This window comes from Pseudomonas sp. H3(2019), assembly GCF_007713465.1.
Lineage (GTDB): Bacteria > Pseudomonadota > Gammaproteobacteria > Pseudomonadales > Pseudomonadaceae > Aquipseudomonas.
The window spans coordinates 75,891-91,268 of sequence record NZ_VMSG01000006.1 but is presented as its reverse complement, the minus strand read 5'-3'; the positions used below and the strand labels follow the sequence as shown (position 1 = coordinate 91,268).

The 15,378-nt window shown below is 58.2% G+C and carries 12 protein-coding genes and 1 other RNA gene; 10 read left to right on the top strand and 3 right to left on the bottom strand.

What is annotated here, in order from left to right:
- Positions 1 to 24 precede the first annotated feature (24 nt).
- Positions 25 to 792 (bottom strand): FCD domain-containing protein, encoded by a 768-nt coding sequence (locus FPT12_RS08410; protein WP_145015677.1) that lies wholly within the window; start codon positions 790 to 792, stop codon positions 25 to 27.
- A 261-nt stretch (positions 793 to 1,053) separates the two neighbouring features.
- On the opposite strand from FPT12_RS08410, the gene FPT12_RS08405 reads away from it, so the two are divergent.
- The 8 genes from FPT12_RS08405 (at position 1,054) to FPT12_RS08370 (ending at position 11,652) form a co-directional block, all read left to right on the top strand.
- A complete protein-coding gene (locus FPT12_RS08405) occupies positions 1,054 to 2,742 on the top strand; it encodes a lactate permease LctP family transporter (RefSeq protein WP_145015675.1) in 1,689 nt (562 codons plus the stop codon).
- A gap of 146 nt (positions 2,743 to 2,888) precedes the next feature.
- On the top strand, positions 2,889 to 3,713 hold the full coding sequence (locus FPT12_RS08400; protein ID WP_145015673.1) for a (Fe-S)-binding protein: 825 nt from the start codon (positions 2,889 to 2,891) through the stop codon (positions 3,711 to 3,713).
- The gene (locus FPT12_RS08395) at positions 3,710 to 5,164 is read left to right on the top strand and encodes a LutB/LldF family L-lactate oxidation iron-sulfur protein (RefSeq protein WP_145015671.1); all 1,455 of its coding nucleotides are present in this window, start codon (positions 3,710 to 3,712) and stop codon (positions 5,162 to 5,164) included. Before FPT12_RS08400 ends, FPT12_RS08395 begins: the two co-directional genes overlap by 4 nt.
- Positions 5,164 to 5,835, top strand: coding sequence for a lactate utilization protein C (locus FPT12_RS08390; protein ID WP_145015669.1), 672 nt, complete (start codon positions 5,164 to 5,166; stop codon positions 5,833 to 5,835). Before FPT12_RS08395 ends, FPT12_RS08390 begins: the two co-directional genes overlap by 1 nt.
- Complete coding sequence (locus FPT12_RS08385) at positions 5,832 to 8,642, top strand: FAD-binding and (Fe-S)-binding domain-containing protein (RefSeq protein ID WP_145015667.1); 2,811 nt, start codon at positions 5,832 to 5,834, stop codon at positions 8,640 to 8,642. The genes FPT12_RS08390 and FPT12_RS08385 overlap by 4 nt, the downstream gene beginning before the upstream one ends.
- 164 nt (positions 8,643 to 8,806) lie before the next feature.
- Positions 8,807 to 9,082, top strand: coding sequence for a hypothetical protein (locus FPT12_RS08380; protein ID WP_054594084.1), 276 nt, complete (start codon positions 8,807 to 8,809; stop codon positions 9,080 to 9,082).
- 93 nt (positions 9,083 to 9,175) lie between these two features.
- Positions 9,176 to 9,569: a transfer-messenger RNA gene (gene ssrA / locus FPT12_RS08375) on the top strand.
- A 730-nt stretch (positions 9,570 to 10,299) separates the two neighbouring features.
- Positions 10,300 to 11,652, top strand: coding sequence for an OprD family outer membrane porin (locus FPT12_RS08370; protein ID WP_145015665.1), 1,353 nt, complete (start codon positions 10,300 to 10,302; stop codon positions 11,650 to 11,652).
- A 135-nt stretch (positions 11,653 to 11,787) separates the two neighbouring features.
- Here the strand turns inward: FPT12_RS08370 and gstA are convergent, their stop codons facing one another.
- Positions 11,788 to 12,447, bottom strand: a complete 660-nt coding sequence (gene gstA, locus FPT12_RS08365) for a glutathione transferase GstA (RefSeq protein ID WP_145015663.1) — start codon at positions 12,445 to 12,447, stop codon at positions 11,788 to 11,790.
- Between the two features lie 121 nt (positions 12,448 to 12,568).
- On the opposite strand from gstA, the gene FPT12_RS08360 reads away from it, so the two are divergent.
- Positions 12,569 to 13,420, top strand: coding sequence for a LysR family transcriptional regulator (locus FPT12_RS08360; protein ID WP_145015661.1), 852 nt, complete (start codon positions 12,569 to 12,571; stop codon positions 13,418 to 13,420).
- A 148-nt stretch (positions 13,421 to 13,568) separates the two neighbouring features.
- Here the strand turns inward: FPT12_RS08360 and FPT12_RS08355 are convergent, their stop codons facing one another.
- Entirely contained in the window at positions 13,569 to 14,453 is an 885-nt protein-coding gene (locus FPT12_RS08355; protein ID WP_145015660.1) for an EamA family transporter, read from the bottom strand.
- A 119-nt stretch (positions 14,454 to 14,572) separates the two neighbouring features.
- On the opposite strand from FPT12_RS08355, the gene FPT12_RS08350 reads away from it, so the two are divergent.
- Positions 14,573 to 15,355, top strand: a complete 783-nt coding sequence (locus FPT12_RS08350; protein WP_145015658.1) for a helix-turn-helix domain-containing protein — start codon at positions 14,573 to 14,575, stop codon at positions 15,353 to 15,355.
- Positions 15,356 to 15,378: the final 23 nt, after the last annotated feature.

Genomic DNA, 15,378 nt, shown 5'->3' with positions numbered 1-15,378 from the left:
AAGCGTGGGAACGATCAGTTCTGACTACATCCCCTTGCGCCGCTCCGCCCGAGCCATGCGCTGCATTTCCTGACGCACTTCTTCGAGCACTTCCTGCACATACAAAATGTGTCGGCTGGAAATTTCTCGCGCCTGCTCTGCACGCCCGTCGATAATCGCCTGATACAACTCCCGGTGCTGACTGATCAGCATGTCGCGGGTTTCGGAGCGCTGCTTGTACATGCCACCGATGTTGGTCACCACGTTGCGCTTGAGCAGATCGAACAGCCCGCGAATAGTGTGCAACAGCACCGCGTTGTGACTGGCTTCGGCAATGGCCAGGTGAAAGTTCGCATCCGCCGCCCCCTCTTCCGCACGGCTCACCTGATCATGCCGCGAGTAGCAATCCTGCAACTCTTCGAATGCCGCAGTCAGTCGCTCACGATCAACATCCGTCGCGCGCAATGCAGCGTAATAGGCGCATGAAGCTTCCAGCGTATGGCGAAACTCCAGCAGATCACGCTGGGCTTCGGGATTGCTTTCCAGCAGGTGCAGCAACGGATCGCTAAAGGTTGAACCGAGCGATTCAATCACATAGTTGCCACCGCCCTGGCGACTGACCAGCAGCCCTTTAGCCGTCAGTTTCTGGATCGCCTCACGCAATGAAGGGCGCGACACACCGAACTGCTCCGCCAGAGCGCGCTCCGCCGGCAATCGCTCACCGGACTTCAGCGTACCCTCAAGGATCATCCCCTCGAGCCGCTCGACAATATCGTCAGACAAACGGCGCTGACGAATCTGATCAAACCCCATAACTCATTCTCCACGATCCCGACGGCTCGCCGGGCTCTCTATTCTGGCCTATTGGCGTTGCGCCAGCACCTACCAGGCGGCGTTTGATCGAACAGATCAGATGACCTCTGCACCGCTCATTCGACGAAAGTTTCAGGGCGGCAAATTGACACACCACACCCAAGGCTTTTACCCTAGCCGACAGCGATTGTAAATTGGTATTACCAATTAACCAAAAACGCTGACCAGTGCCTGACCAACAACAATTAGGGGCCACCCCATATGCAAACCTGGCAACAGCTCTACAGCCCGCTCGGCAGCCTCGGCTTGTCCGCACTCGCGGCCGTTATCCCCATCGTATTTTTCTTCCTGGCTCTGGCCGTGTTCCGCCTCAAAGGACACGTCGCCGGGAGCATTACCCTGGCGTTGTCGATTCTGGTGGCGATCTTTGCCTTCCAGATGCCTGTCGACATGGCCTTCGCCGCGGCGGGCTACGGGTTCGCCTACGGACTGTGGCCGATTGCCTGGATCATCGTGGCCGCAGTGTTCCTCTACAAACTGACGGTCAAGAGCGGCCAGTTCGAAGTGATCCGTAGCTCGGTGCTGTCGATTACCGACGACCAACGCCTGCAAGTGCTACTGATTGGTTTCTGCTTCGGCGCGTTCCTGGAAGGTGCCGCCGGATTCGGCGCACCGGTGGCGATTACCGCCGCGCTGCTGGTAGGGCTGGGTTTCAACCCGCTGTACGCCGCCGGCCTGTGCCTGATTGCCAACACCGCGCCGGTAGCCTTCGGCGCACTGGGAATTCCGATCATCGTTGCCGGCCAGGTAACCGGAATCGACGCGTTCAAAATCGGCTCCATGGCGGGTCGCCAACTGCCACTGCTGTCGCTATTCGTGCCGTTCTGGCTGGTGTTCATGATGGACGGCCTGCGCGGCGTTCGGGAAACCTGGCCCGCAGCGCTGGTAGCCGGCTTGAGTTTTGCCGTCACCCAGTTCTTCACCTCGAACTTCATCGGCCCCGAGCTGCCGGACATCACCTCGGCACTGGTCAGCCTGGTCTCCCTGACCCTGTTCCTCAAGGTCTGGCAGCCCAAGCGTTCGTTCGCCGAAGCGACCGCCAGCGTCGGTGCCGCAACCGTGAGAAGCGCCGGAGGTTTCGGCCAACCGCGTACGACCCAGCCTTCGCCGTTCAGCTTCGGTGAGATCTTCAAAGCCTGGTCGCCATTCCTGATCCTCACCGTGCTGGTGACCCTCTGGACCCTGAAACCTTTCAAGGCGATGTTCGCCACTGGCGGTTCGATGTATGGCTGGGTGTTCAACTTCGCCATCCCGCACCTGGACCAACTGGTGATCAAGACGGCCCCGATCGTAGCCGTCCCGACCGCCATTCCGGCGGTGTTCAAACTCGATCCGATTTCGGCGACCGGCACGGCGATTTTCTTCTCCGCGCTGATCTCGATGCTGATCCTGAAGATCAACTTCAAAATTGGTCTTACCACTTTTAAAGAAACCTTCTTTGAACTGCGCTGGCCTATTTTGTCGATCGGCATGGTGCTGGCCTTCGCCTTCGTCACCAACTATTCGGGCATGTCATCAACCATGGCGCTGGTACTGGCAGCCACCGGCGCGGCCTTCCCGTTCTTCTCGCCATTCCTTGGCTGGCTGGGCGTGTTCCTGACCGGTTCGGACACCTCGTCCAACGCACTGTTCAGCTCGCTGCAAGCGACCACCGCACACCAGATCGGCGTCAACGACGTGCTGTTGGTGGCAGCGAACACCAGTGGTGGCGTGACCGGCAAAATGATCTCGCCACAATCGATCGCCGTGGCCTGCGCCGCGACTGGCCTGGTGGGCAAGGAATCCGACCTGTTCCGCTTCACTCTCAAGCACAGCCTATTCTTTGCCACTATCGTCGGCCTGATTACCCTGGCCCAGGCCTACTGGTTTACCGGCATGCTGGTGCACTAAACGCTACGCGAAACATCGAAAAAACCGACGCCGGGCTTTGGCCCTGGCGTCAGCGACTCACCACCCGGTCTGCAAGGCTGCTGAAAGCGTCCCGCTTTATAGTCAGCAGCCTCAGCGGACGGATAACCGGCCGAGAGACACGCCTGATGAGCGAGCTTTTTTACAACGCTGTGCCGAACGCGACCCGTGTCGCCCCGCCACTGCCTGAACCGCGCCAGTACCCCAGCGAGAAACCGCAGCGGGTCTACCTGTTCGGCACGTGTGTGGTCGACCTGTTTTATCCCGAAGCCGGGATGGACGCGATTCACCTGCTGGAACGCGAAGGCATTCGCGTGGATTACCCGCAAGGGCAAAGCTGCTGCGGACAACCGGCCTACACCTCGGGTTACACCGAACAGGCCCGGACCGTGGCGCGCTCGCAACTGGCGCTGTTTGCCGGGGATTATCCGGTGGTGGTGCCTTCGGGCTCCTGCGCAGGCATGCTGCGTGAACATTACGCCGACTTGTTCAAGGACGAGCCGGACACGTTGAAACAGGTTCAGGCCCTGGCGGCACGGACCTATGAGCTGGCCGAGTTTCTGCTGTTCGTCTGCAAGGTGCAGCTCAAGGATGGCGGCAAGCCGGTCAAAGTGGCGTTGCACACCTCGTGCTCGGCACGGCGTGAGATGAACACTCACTTGCATGGCCGCGAATTGTTGTCGCAACTGAGTAACGTGGAACGGGTCGACCACAGCCACGAAAGTGAATGCTGTGGCTTTGGTGGGACATTCAGCGTCCGAATGCCAGACATTTCCGGTGCGATGGTCGCTGACAAGACCAAAGCCCTGAAGGAATCCGGCGCACACACAGTGCTGAGTGCCGACTGCGGCTGTTTGATGAACATCAACGGTTCGCTGGAAAAACACAATGAAGTGTTGCGCGGCCAACACTTGGCCAGCTTCCTCTGGCAGCGAACCGGAGGTGCAAAATGAGCACTTCCACGCTGATTCCAACGGTAGCGGTTGAAGAAGATTTTCGCACCCGGGCTCACGAGGCATTGGGCGACAAGCAACTGCGAAACAACTTCCGCAGCGCAATGGATTCACTGATGGCAAAGCGGGCAGCGTCTTTCAGCGATGCCTTTGAGCGAGAACACTTACGCGTCCTGGGCAATGCAGTCCGTGCCCGCGCGTTATCCAAGTTGCCCGACCTGCTCGAGCAACTGGAACAGAACCTGACCCGCAACGGTGTGACAGTGCACTGGGCGGAAACGGTGGACGAGGCCAATGGCATCGTCTTATCGATCATCCGTGCTCACGAGGCGCGGCAAGTGATCAAGGGCAAATCGATGGTCAGCGAAGAAATGGAGATGAACCATGTCCTCGCTGAACAAGGTATTGAATGCCTTGAGTCGGACATGGGCGAGTTCATCGTCCAGCTCGACCACGAGAAGCCTTCACACATTATTATGCCGGCGATCCACAAGAATGCCGGTCAGGTCGCGTCCTTGTTCCACGACAAACTTGGCGTGGAATACACCAAGGACGTTGACCAACTCATTCAGATCGGTCGCAAAGTCTTGCGGCAGAAATTCTTCGAAGCGGACATCGGCGTCTCCGGCGTCAACTTCGCCGTGGCCGAAACCGGCACCCTGCTGCTGGTGGAAAACGAAGGCAACGGCCGCATGTCGACCACCGTGCCGCCGGTACACATTGCCGTCACCGGGATCGAGAAAGTCGTCGAAAACCTGCGCGACGTTGTACCCCTGCTCTCCTTGCTGACACGCTCGGCCCTCGGCCAGCCGATCACCACTTACGTCAACATGATCTCCGGCCCGCGCAAGGCACATGAACTCGACGGCCCGCAAGAAATGCATCTGGTATTGCTCGACAACGGTCGTAGCCAGGCGTTTGCCGACAGTGAATTGCGCCAGACCCTGAACTGCATTCGCTGCGGCGCCTGCATGAACCATTGCCCGGTTTACACACGCATCGGCGGCCACGCGTATGGCGAGGTTTATCCGGGGCCGATCGGCAAGATCATCACCCCGCACATGGTTGGCCTGGCGAAAGTCCCGGACCACCCAAGCGCCTCGTCGCTGTGCGGCGCCTGCGGTGAGGTCTGCCCGGTAAAAATTCCGATTCCGGCACTGCTGCGCCGCCTACGCGAAGAAAACGTCAAAGCCCCGGACAGCCCTCATCAAGTGATGCGCGGCCAGGGCAGCAAGTACTCGCGCAAAGAGCGCTTCATCTGGAACGCCTGGGCCAAGCTCAACAGCTCGCCGACGCTGTATCGGCTGTTCGGCTTCTTCGCCACTCGCCTGCGCGCCCTCACACCAAGCAACATCGGCCCGTGGACGCAAAACCACAGCGCACCGAAACCCGCCGCTCGCTCACTGCACGACATGGCCCGCGAGCATCTGGCCAAACAGGGAGATCGCTGATGAGCGCCAAGCAAAACATCCTCGCCAAACTGCGCAATAGTCTGACCGGCACCACGCCAGTGCCTGACAACTTCGATGAAGCGCTGGTGACCGAGCCTTACACCTACACCCCGGAACAACGCATCCCGCAACTGCGCAAACTGATGGAAGCGGTGCACACCGAAATCCACCTGACCAGCGAGCAAGGCTGGCCCGAGTTGCTCGCGCAATTGCTGCGCGACCGTCAGTTGCCGAGCCTGCTGATCGCACCGACTACACCGCACGGGCAACGTGTCACACAGCATTGGGCGAATAACCCTGACCTGCCCACGCTGAAGGCCTACGACCGTCCGGTAGAAGAATGGAAAGCCGAGCTGTTCAATGACACCCCGACCAGCCTGACCACCACCCTCGGAGCGATCGCCGCCACCGGCAGCCTGATCATCTGGCCGACCCGCGAAGAACCACGACTGATGAGCCTGGTGCCGCCGGTACATTTCGCCCTGCTCAAGGCCAGTGAAATTCGCGACAACTTCTATCAGGTCCAACAAGAGTACGAGTGGGCCCAAGGCATGCCGACCAACGCCTTGCTGGTGTCCGGCCCGTCGAAAACCGCCGACATCGAGCAAGTCCTGGCTTACGGTGCCCACGGCCCGAAAGACCTGGTGGTGCTGATCCTGGAGGACCAATGAGTCTACCGGCCGCGTTCCTGCACGATGCGCAGCAACTGATTCCACAGGACCGGCGTTTCGACGACCCGCTCTCGACCCTGGCCTTCGGCACCGATGCGAGTTTCTATCGACTGATCCCGAAGCTGGTGATTCGTGTCGAGTCTGAAGACGAAGTGGTTGCCCTGCTGAAACTGGCCCAGCGTGACCGGGTGCCGGTGACCTTCCGTGCCGCAGGCACCAGCCTCTCTGGCCAGGCCATCAGCGACTCGGTGCTGATCGTCCTTGGCGACAACTGGAACGGTCGCGAGATCCGCAGTCAGGGCACACAAATCCGCCTGCAACCGGGCGTGATCGGCGCACAGGCGAACGCTTGGCTGGCACCGTTTGGCCGCAAGATCGGCCCCGATCCGGCGTCAATCAATGCCTGTAAAATCGGCGGCATCGTCGCCAACAATGCCAGCGGCATGTGCTGCGGTACCGCGCAAAATACCTACCACACGCTGGCCGGCATTCGCCTGGTGCTGGCTGATGGCAGTCGCCTCGATACCGAGGACGCCGCCAGTGTCGCGGCTTTTCGCAACAGCCACGCTGAGCTGCTGGAACGTCTGGCGACACTCGGCCGCGAGACCCGCGCCAATACCGAATTGGCCGCAAGGATTCGCCACAAATACCGTCTGAAAAATACCACCGGCCTGTCGCTCAATGCCTTGGTGGATTTCGACGAGCCTGTGGATATCTTGAGCCACTTGCTGGTGGGCTCCGAAGGCACGCTGGGGTTTATCAGTGCGGTGACCTACGACACGGTGATCGACCATCCGAACAAAGCCTCGGCGCTGATCGTCTTTCCGGATGTCGAAACCTGCTGCAACGCCGTGACGGTGCTGAAAACCCAACCGGTCTCGGCCGTGGAATTGCTCGACCGTCGCAGCCTGCGCTCGGTGCAGGACAAACCCGGAATGCCGGCCTTCGTCCAGCAACTGTCGGCCAACGCCTGCGCCTTGCTGATCGAATCCCGCGCTGCATCAACTGCGTTGTTGCACGAACAGCTGGCGCAGATCATGAATTCACTGGCCGCGTTCCCGGTGGAGAAACAGATCGACTTCACGCAAGACCCGGCAGAAAACGCCAAGCTGTGGGCGATCCGCAAAGACACCTTCCCTGCCGTCGGCGCGGTGCGCAAAACCGGCACCACAGTGATTATCGAAGACGTGACCTTCCCGGTGGAGCAACTGGCGGCTGGTGTGAACCGTTTGATCGAGCTGTTCGACAAACATCACTACGACGAAGCGATACTTTTCGGTCATGCGCTGGAAGGCAATCTGCACTTCGTCTTCACCCAAGGCTTCAACAGCCCGGAAGAAGTCGCACGCTACCAGGCGTTCATGGACGACGTGGCGCAATTGGTCGCCGTCGAGTTCGGCGGTTCGCTGAAAGCCGAACACGGCACCGGACGCAACATGGCGCCCTTCGTCGAACTGGAATGGGGCAGCGATGCCTATCAGTTGATGTGGCAGCTCAAGCGCCTGCTCGACCCGAACGGCATTCTTAACCCGGACGTGGTGCTCAGCGAAGATCCGCAGATCCACCTCAAGCACCTGAAACCGCTGCCGGCCGCCGACGAAATTGTGGATAAGTGCATCGAGTGCGGTTTCTGCGAACCGGTCTGCCCATCGAAGGGCCTGACCTTGAGCCCGCGCCAGCGCATCGTGATCTGGCGTGACATTCAGGCAAAAAAACGCGCAGGCATCGATACCTCCCAGCTGGAAGAGGCTTATCAATATCAAGGTCTCGACACCTGCGCCGCCACCGGACTGTGCGCACAACGCTGCCCCGTCGGAATCAACACCGGCGAACTGGTGAAAAAACTCCGTAGCCGCACCGCAACCCGAACGAAAACCGCCAACTGGCTGGAAGGAAATTTTGCTACTGCACTGCAAGGCGCGCGCTTCACGCTGCACGTGGCCAACGGTGCGCGGATGCTGCTGGGCGCGCCACGGCTGACGAAAATTTCTGCTGCGCTGACCAAGCTGTCGAAAGGGCAAATCCCGCAGTGGACCAACGCCATGCCACAGCCTGAACGCGCGATACGCTTCAGCCCGACAGTGACCGACGAGCGCCCGCGCGTGGTCTATCTGGCTGCGTGCGTGTCGAGGGTGATGGGCCTGGCGGCCGGTGACAAGGAGCAAATGTCGCTCTACGACAAGACCCGCGGTTTACTGGAAAAAGCTGGCTACCAAGTAGTTTCGCCGGAGAATCAGGACAACCTCTGCTGCGGTCAGCCATTCGCCTCCAAAGGCTATGCCGAACAAGCCGAACACAAACGCCAGGAGCTGATCGGCGCGCTGCTGCACGCCAGTCGCGGCGGGCTCGACCCGATCTATTGCGACACCAGCCCCTGCACCTTGCGCCTGGTGCAGGACCTCGGCGACGTGCGCCTGGACCTGTACGACCCGGTGCGCTTCATTCGCACGCATTTGATCGACCGACTGGACTTCACGCCCCAGGAAGCGCCAATTGCAGTGCACGTCACCTGCAGCACTCAGCACCTCGGCGAGAGCCAGGCGTTGATCGATCTGGTGCGACGTTGCAGTAAGAACGTGGTGATTCCGGAAGGCATTCACTGCTGCGGGTTTGCCGGCGACAAGGGCTTCACCACGCCTGAACTGAACGCTCACTCACTGCGCACATTGAAAGACGCCGTGCAGCATTGCAGCGAAGGCATCTCCACCAGCCGCACCTGTGAAATCGGCCTAAGCCAGCATGGCGGGATCGACTACCACGGGCTGGTTTACCTGGTGGACCGGGTGACCCAAGCCAAAACGATCTGAAATCGACGCAATCCAGCAAGGGGCACTCTGCCCCTTTGCTGTACTCTCCTGCCGACGAAATACAACGCTATTTTTCCCACACCACAAGAACCCTTGTGCGCCGCCACAGTCTATCTGTTAAGCCCAAGCCCCTTGGTTCCCGACGCTGTTCAAGGAGAAACCCCATGAAGCGATCCGCCCTGGCCGGACTGCTTATCTGCGCAACACTGACAACCGCCCACGCCTTTGCCTCAAACGAGAGCGATATGTGCGCGAGGAACCTTCAAACACTCACCAGCGAACTGGCCAATGCGACCAAGCTCGATGCCGCCACACAAAGCGACGCCACGAGCAAACTCCAGCAAGCCAAATCTGCCTATGACGCGAAAAACGATCGGGAATGCGTAGCCCTGACGCAGCAGGCGCTGCAATCGGTTCAAAGCCACAAGAACAGCCAGTAACCCGGCCCTGACACGCAAGCGCGGACAGAAGGTCGACTCGCTCCACGCATTGGCGTACACTGTGTTCACCTGCTGGTTACACATAGCAGGTTCGGGGCCGTTTAGGATTCGACGCCGGTTGCGAAACTTTAGGTGCATGCCGAGTTGGTAACAGAACTCGTAAATCCACTGTTGCAACTTCCTATAGTTGCCAATGACGAAACCTACGGGGAATACGCTCTCGCTGCGTAAGCAGCCTTAGCCCTTCCCTCCTGGTACCTTCGGGTCCAGCAATCATCAGGGGATGTCTGTAAACCCAAAGTGATTGTCATATAGAACAGAATCGCCGTGCAGTACGTTGTGGACGAAGCGGCTAAAACTTACACAACTCGCCCAAAGCACCCTGCCCGTCGGGTCGCTGAGGGTTAACTTAATAGACACGGCTACGCATGTAGTACCGACAGCGGAGTACTGGCGGACGGGGGTTCAAATCCCCCCGGCTCCACCAAACGAAGCATCAACAAAGCCCGCCTAGCGCGGGCTTTGTTGCATCTGGGGTTTGGGGTTTCTAGCTTGTTGCGCAAGCCCTCTTTGTTGAAAGCCACCCCGGAACGCGACATTACGTTGTTTTCCATTCCGTGCCAGCAGCTCAACCTCGCGATACTCACCCCGGATCAGGCCCAGCTTGAAAACAACTTTCAGCTCGCCAGCCAGCTCCCACCTCACCCCTCGATATCCTCCGCAACCCGAATGCGAGCAAGTAAGGCTACGCCGCGACTCATAAACCACTGCATTTGAAACTGGTTACGCCGTGCTCTTCGCGATGCCAGACCTGGTCAGCAAAAGAAATGATCGATTACCGCATTCACCGGTGTCATTCGCTGCGCAGTCCAAACCTGTTTCCTGGCTACGCCCTAGCTGAACTCCATCGGGGACACGCGCCAAAAATAAACCTGTTCCCTTCTCCAAAATACATGCGGCCTAAAGCGCTATCAAATGAAAATCCTGTCACTTCGTTTTCTTCTTTAGCGCCTTTTTTATACGCAGGTCAATGCAACGAACATCTAAAGATCGCGTAACCGAATTGTCATATTCGAAGCCCCTAATGCGTTTCAAAATATTGCAGCGATTCAAATGTTTGGCATCAGCGCTGCAAAACTGCCGATGCATGGGTAACGGATTGCCTTGGATGAACAAGTCCGTCGGCAGGGTGAATTACCCTGTGAACGAGATCCATGATGATCAAGAAACTAGCCGTATCCCTCGCTGGCGCTTTGCTGGGAGGCGCGATGTTGCCTGCCCATGCGGACTTCATCGACGACAGCCATGCCGACTTGACCCTGCTCAACCGCTACCTCAATCAACAAGGCCGTGACGTGGTGGGCAGCACCGCCAAGGCCAAGAGTTACCGCGACTGGGGACAGGGTTTCCAGTTCAATTTCCGCTCCGGTTATACCGACGGTGCGGTGGGTTTCGGCCTCGATCTTGAGGCGTTTTACGGCCTCAAGCTCGACTCTGGTGGTGACCTGAATAACAAGGATCACCAGAGTCGTTATCCCGGCAGCATGTTCCCGCTGGATGATGGGAAATCCGCCAATGACTTTAGTGTCTTGAGCCCGACCTTCAAGATGCGCTTCCTCAAGGATGAGTTGCGCGTTGGTATGCTCAGCCAAAATAACCCGATGCTGGCCAACACCGATGGGCGTCTGTACCACCAGACCAACACCGGCGTGCAACTGGTGTCGAAAGACCTGTCCGACTTCACCTTCACGGGTGGCGACATCATCCGGACGAAAATTCGCAATGAAAGCAACGACAGTGACATGACCACTGGCGGCGGTGCGAAACTCAGCGACCGCTTCCTCTATGGCGGTGCTGACTATACAGGCCTGGCCGACACCACCTTAAGCCTGTGGTACTCCAATCTTCAGGACTACTACCAACAAGCCTTCATCGGCGCCAAGCACACCACCGCGCTGCCGGTCGGTAGCCTCCTCAGTGATTTTCGCGCCTACCGCAGCCTGGGCGTAGGCGGCAACGCGAATGGCGACAGCGACTTTGCCACCGCGGGTTCTTACGGTGACGGCTTGACCAAGGGGCGTATTAACCAGTCCACTATCAGCCTGATGGAAAGCTACAGCCTGGCGGGCCACACCATTGGCTTGGGGGCCCAGAAAAACACCGGTGACAGTGACTTCCCTTACCTGGACTCCGGGCTTAACAGTGGCGATGCCCGACAAGGTCCTGGCTCCGGCGCTGATACACCGGCACTGACCAACCTGCAACTGAACAAATTCCAGCATGCTGGCGAAGAAACCTGGATGGCTCAATACAAATACGACTTCGGTCAGTTGGGCATCAAAGGCCTTGGCTTTCTGGCCACCTACGCGCACGGCGATAAGATCAAAGTAACTAAAGGCGGCGACAGCGAATGGGAGCGCGACTTGGCGCTGAGCTACCAGGTGCCTGATGGTAAGTTGAAGGGACTGGGCGTGACCTGGAAAAACGCCCAAGCCAACCCGAGCCTGACGGGCCAGACCAAGCAGGATGAAAACCGGCTCTACGTGAGTTATGTCATACCGCTTTGGTAAGCACTGATAGTGCAATAAAGCCCGCAAATGCGGGCTTTTTTATACGTGTGCCAGGCATGGCGCGTTGCGCGTAAGCGCCCTCGCCGGGGCTGGCCCATGTTTGAACGACACCACTCGACTCCTTGCCAGGAGCGGTTAGGGGGAAACGTTATGTAAAGGACGCAAAGAATGTGGAGGCCCTTCAACCTTCAATGCCTCGCCCACTGCCGACCTTGCACTGACCCTCTGGAAATAGGCCTGCAAATTGTCCCATGCCGATAGATCGATTTCTAATCGCTTGGCCCACGTTAGCATTGTGAACAGATAGGCGTCAGGGGCGGAAAACCCGTCCCCCATCAGATAGTCCCTCTCGCGCAGCCTATGATCGACATATGCTAACCGTGGCGAAACCAAGCGCCGCGTCGCGCTCTGCCCTTCGATCGTCTTCGCCAGAAAGTTTGCGCTTACCCCGCCATGCCGCTCGGGCGTGATGAAGTTCTTGTGTACCTCAGTCGAAATGAAGCCAAGCCATTCCAGTACGCGATAGCGCTCAAAGCGCCCCTGAGCCGGGAGAAGATTGCGCTCCGAGTGCAGATCCGAAATGTACTGCAGAATGACGGCACACTCGGTCAGGATCGCCCCATCATCTGTTTTCAGGGTCGGCACGTACGACTTCGGATTGATCAGGTCGTAATCTCCGCCGGACCACTGCTTACTCATCAGATCAACTTTCTCAAGCGAAAAGGAGGCGCCTGCTTCGCGCAGGAGAATGTGAGGAGCGAGGGAACTGGCCCCAGCCGCGTAGAACAGAATCATGATTGTCTTCCCGTATTTGCTCACAGGGCGGTAAGCCTGATGATGCATGCAGGGACTATAGGGTTACGGGGAAAACCGGAAAACGCGTGCTGGCGCAACTCAAGTGTGCGAAATTGCACTCATGATGAATTGGCAAGATCTGCACCATTTTGTTGTCGTTGCTCGCCTCGGCTCATTCACTGCCGCGGGGAAAGAGTTACGCGTCGATCACGCAACAGTGGGACGACGTATTACGGCCCTTGAGACATCTCTCGGGATGAAACTGGTGGAGCGTCTGCCACGCTCATCGCGACTCACGGAGGACGGCTTGGCGCTGGCAGCGATTGCCATGCCGATGGAAGCCATCACCGATGCGATAGGCCGTCATGCACGTGGTACGGCTCCTTTGTCAGGGACCGTGAGACTGAGCGCCCTCCCAATTCTGGCTAGTGCATTGATAGCACCGAGTCTCACCCGCTTGCGCTCGCACTATCCGGCCCTCAAGGTCATTCTCAGCGCGGCCTCAGGTGTTGCTTCGCTTGAAAAGGGGGAGTCAGACGTCGCCATCGGGTTCGTACGACCTGAAACATCCGGTCGCATTGTTCGCAAGGTAGGCTCAATGAAGCTCGGCCTCTATGCCAGCCCAGCGTATGCGTTGAGGCCCTCACCGACCTGGACATTCATTGGCTTTGAGGAGGCGCTCCATCAAATTCCCCAACAGCGCTGGATACAACGCTTTGCAGATGGGCGCCCCTTCGTGCTTCAAAGTAGCGATGTCGCAACGCAGCTAGCTGCCGCACGAGCAGGCATCGGCGTGGCGATACTTCCCTGTTTTCTCGCTGATCGAGACACGGCGCTGGCCAAGATTGAGCTTGATGACGAACCGACAGCGCGGGATATCTGGATGTCTGTTCATGCTGACGTACGGCGCTCCCCCGCTGTTCGCGTCACCATGGATCATCTTATCGATCTACTGGGCCATGAACTGGGGTAGGTGCTGGAGCTTGGTTAACTCAGATTCGTAGCGGCACGTTGTCGTCAGGTGCGATTGTGTCGAGACACCTGACCTACCGAAATGGGAGCCCGGAAACGGTGTTCTGTCTTTCATGGCGTTCGTTCAAACATCGCCAGCTCCCCCGCGCCTATTCACCAGCCTGTGCAATCCGCACCGGCTCGCGCCCCTTCATCAACCCCACCGCAAGCGCCGACAGGATCAACGCAATCGAAATCCCTTCGTTGAAATCAACCCGATGCCCAAGCATCAGCATCGAGCCTGCGACGCCAAATACCGGTATCAGCAAAGACAGCGGCGCGACCCTGGAAACCGGGTACTCTCGCAGCAATAGATTCCAGCCCCAATAACTGAAGTGCGTCGCTGCGTAGACTTGAAACAACAGCGAGAACACTGACACCCATTCAAGGTGTGTGACCAGGGAGGTAAACGGAGCGGAACCGTGTGCCAGCCAGGTGAGTGCCAGTAATGGAATCGGTGGAAACAGGCTGGCCCACACCACAAAGGCAAACATCTCCCGAACCTTTGACTGTTTGATGATGATGTTGCCGACACTCCAGCTAAATGCACTCACCAGCAACAAGCCATAACCCACTGTTGTCGCATGGCCGGGGCTGTTGAAAATAATGCTGATCAAACCCAGCGCTGCAAGCCCCACTCCAAGAATCTGTCCAAAACTCAAATGCTCGCGAAACAGCAACACACCCCAACCCAAGGTAAAAAATGCACTGAACTGAATCAACAGGGCTGCGGTCCCTGGTGGCACACCCAGTTCGATGCCCAGGTTGATCAACGCCCACATCGCGACCCCGAAAATCAATCCATAGGCGGCCAACCACCCCATGGCGATCGACGGTCGCCGGACAAAAAACACCCACGGCAACGCCGCCAGCGTAAAGCGAAGAGCCGTCAACAGCAGTGGATCAATTGCCGCCAGACCCAGTTTGGTGATGGGAAAGTTCAGACCCCAGACAGCCGTCACCAACACGGCCAGGATAAGGTGTTTTTTCTGCATGAAGTTCTATTTCCAGTATGCCGGGCCGGCAGCTGTATGCCCCAACCACGACGTCACTATGCGCAACAGGGGCAATGGCTCGCTTGCACTATCAGGTCATAGATCATTAAATTCGGGCCATGCGCGAAACTGAAATAGATCCCTACGAAAACACTCCCCGCGATGCAGTGGTCACGGCCAATAACTATCTGGATGGCCAACACTTTGCTCTGCATACGCACCGACGTGGCCAGTTTGCCTACGCCGCCTGTGGCGTCATCACGGTATTCACTCGCCAGGGCAACTGGGTCGTCCCCCCACAAAGAGCTATCTGGGTACCGGCGGGCGTCCCCCATGAGATGAGCATGAGCGGACCGGTGACCATGCTTAATACCTACATCCGTAACCGCGCCGCCGCTCGACTCAGTTTGCCTGCGCACTGCCAGGTATTCGGCGTCTCGGCATTGCTCAAACAACTGCTGATCCGGGCCATGGACGTTCCGGCACTGTATGCCAAGGAAGATCTGGACGGCCATTTGATGACCTTGCTGCTCCACGAAATAGCCGGCATGTCGCCCTTATCGCTCAATGCGCCTCTTCCGAGCGAACCACGGCTGGTGCACGTCTGTCGAAAGCTGCTGGAGCAACCGTCGCTGGAAACCGGAATTGATGATATGACCCGGCAAGTCGGGATGAGCCGCCGCACATTTACCCGGCTGTTTCGCCAACAAACCGGTATCAGCTTTGTCGAATGGCGTCAGCAGGCATGTCTGTTGGCGGCCGTGGTGCGCTTGGGTAATGGAGAGGCAATTACGCGGGTGGCAACTGATCTGGGCTATAGCAGCCCGAGTGCCTTCACCAGTGTTTTCCGTCGAGTACTGGGCGAAGCACCCAGTCGGTATTTCCCGAAAAAAACGCTTTGAACTTCCTCCGACAGTCTCAAAAT

What these genes read in the sequence shown, in the direction of transcription:
- FPT12_RS08370 (WP_145015665.1), top strand. Translation starts at nt 10,300, where the DNA reads ATGATCAAGAAACTAGCCGTATCCCTCGCTGGCGCTTTGCTGGGAGGC.
- FPT12_RS08400 (WP_145015673.1), top strand. Translation starts at nt 2,889, where the DNA reads ATGAGCGAGCTTTTTTACAACGCTGTGCCGAACGCGACCCGTGTCGCC.
- FPT12_RS08355 (WP_145015660.1), bottom strand. Translation starts at nt 14,453, where the DNA reads ATGCAGAAAAAACACCTTATCCTGGCCGTGTTGGTGACGGCTGTCTGG.
- FPT12_RS08405 (WP_145015675.1), top strand. Translation starts at nt 1,054, where the DNA reads ATGCAAACCTGGCAACAGCTCTACAGCCCGCTCGGCAGCCTCGGCTTG.
- FPT12_RS08410 (WP_145015677.1), bottom strand. Translation starts at nt 792, where the DNA reads ATGGGGTTTGATCAGATTCGTCAGCGCCGTTTGTCTGACGATATTGTC.
- FPT12_RS08385 (WP_145015667.1), top strand. Translation starts at nt 5,832, where the DNA reads ATGAGTCTACCGGCCGCGTTCCTGCACGATGCGCAGCAACTGATTCCA.
- FPT12_RS08350 (WP_145015658.1), top strand. Translation starts at nt 14,573, where the DNA reads ATGCGCGAAACTGAAATAGATCCCTACGAAAACACTCCCCGCGATGCA.
- FPT12_RS08380 (WP_054594084.1), top strand. Translation starts at nt 8,807, where the DNA reads ATGAAGCGATCCGCCCTGGCCGGACTGCTTATCTGCGCAACACTGACA.
- FPT12_RS08360 (WP_145015661.1), top strand. Translation starts at nt 12,569, where the DNA reads ATGATGAATTGGCAAGATCTGCACCATTTTGTTGTCGTTGCTCGCCTC.
- FPT12_RS08395 (WP_145015671.1), top strand. Translation starts at nt 3,710, where the DNA reads ATGAGCACTTCCACGCTGATTCCAACGGTAGCGGTTGAAGAAGATTTT.
- FPT12_RS08390 (WP_145015669.1), top strand. Translation starts at nt 5,164, where the DNA reads ATGAGCGCCAAGCAAAACATCCTCGCCAAACTGCGCAATAGTCTGACC.
- gstA (WP_145015663.1), bottom strand. Translation starts at nt 12,447, where the DNA reads ATGATTCTGTTCTACGCGGCTGGGGCCAGTTCCCTCGCTCCTCACATT.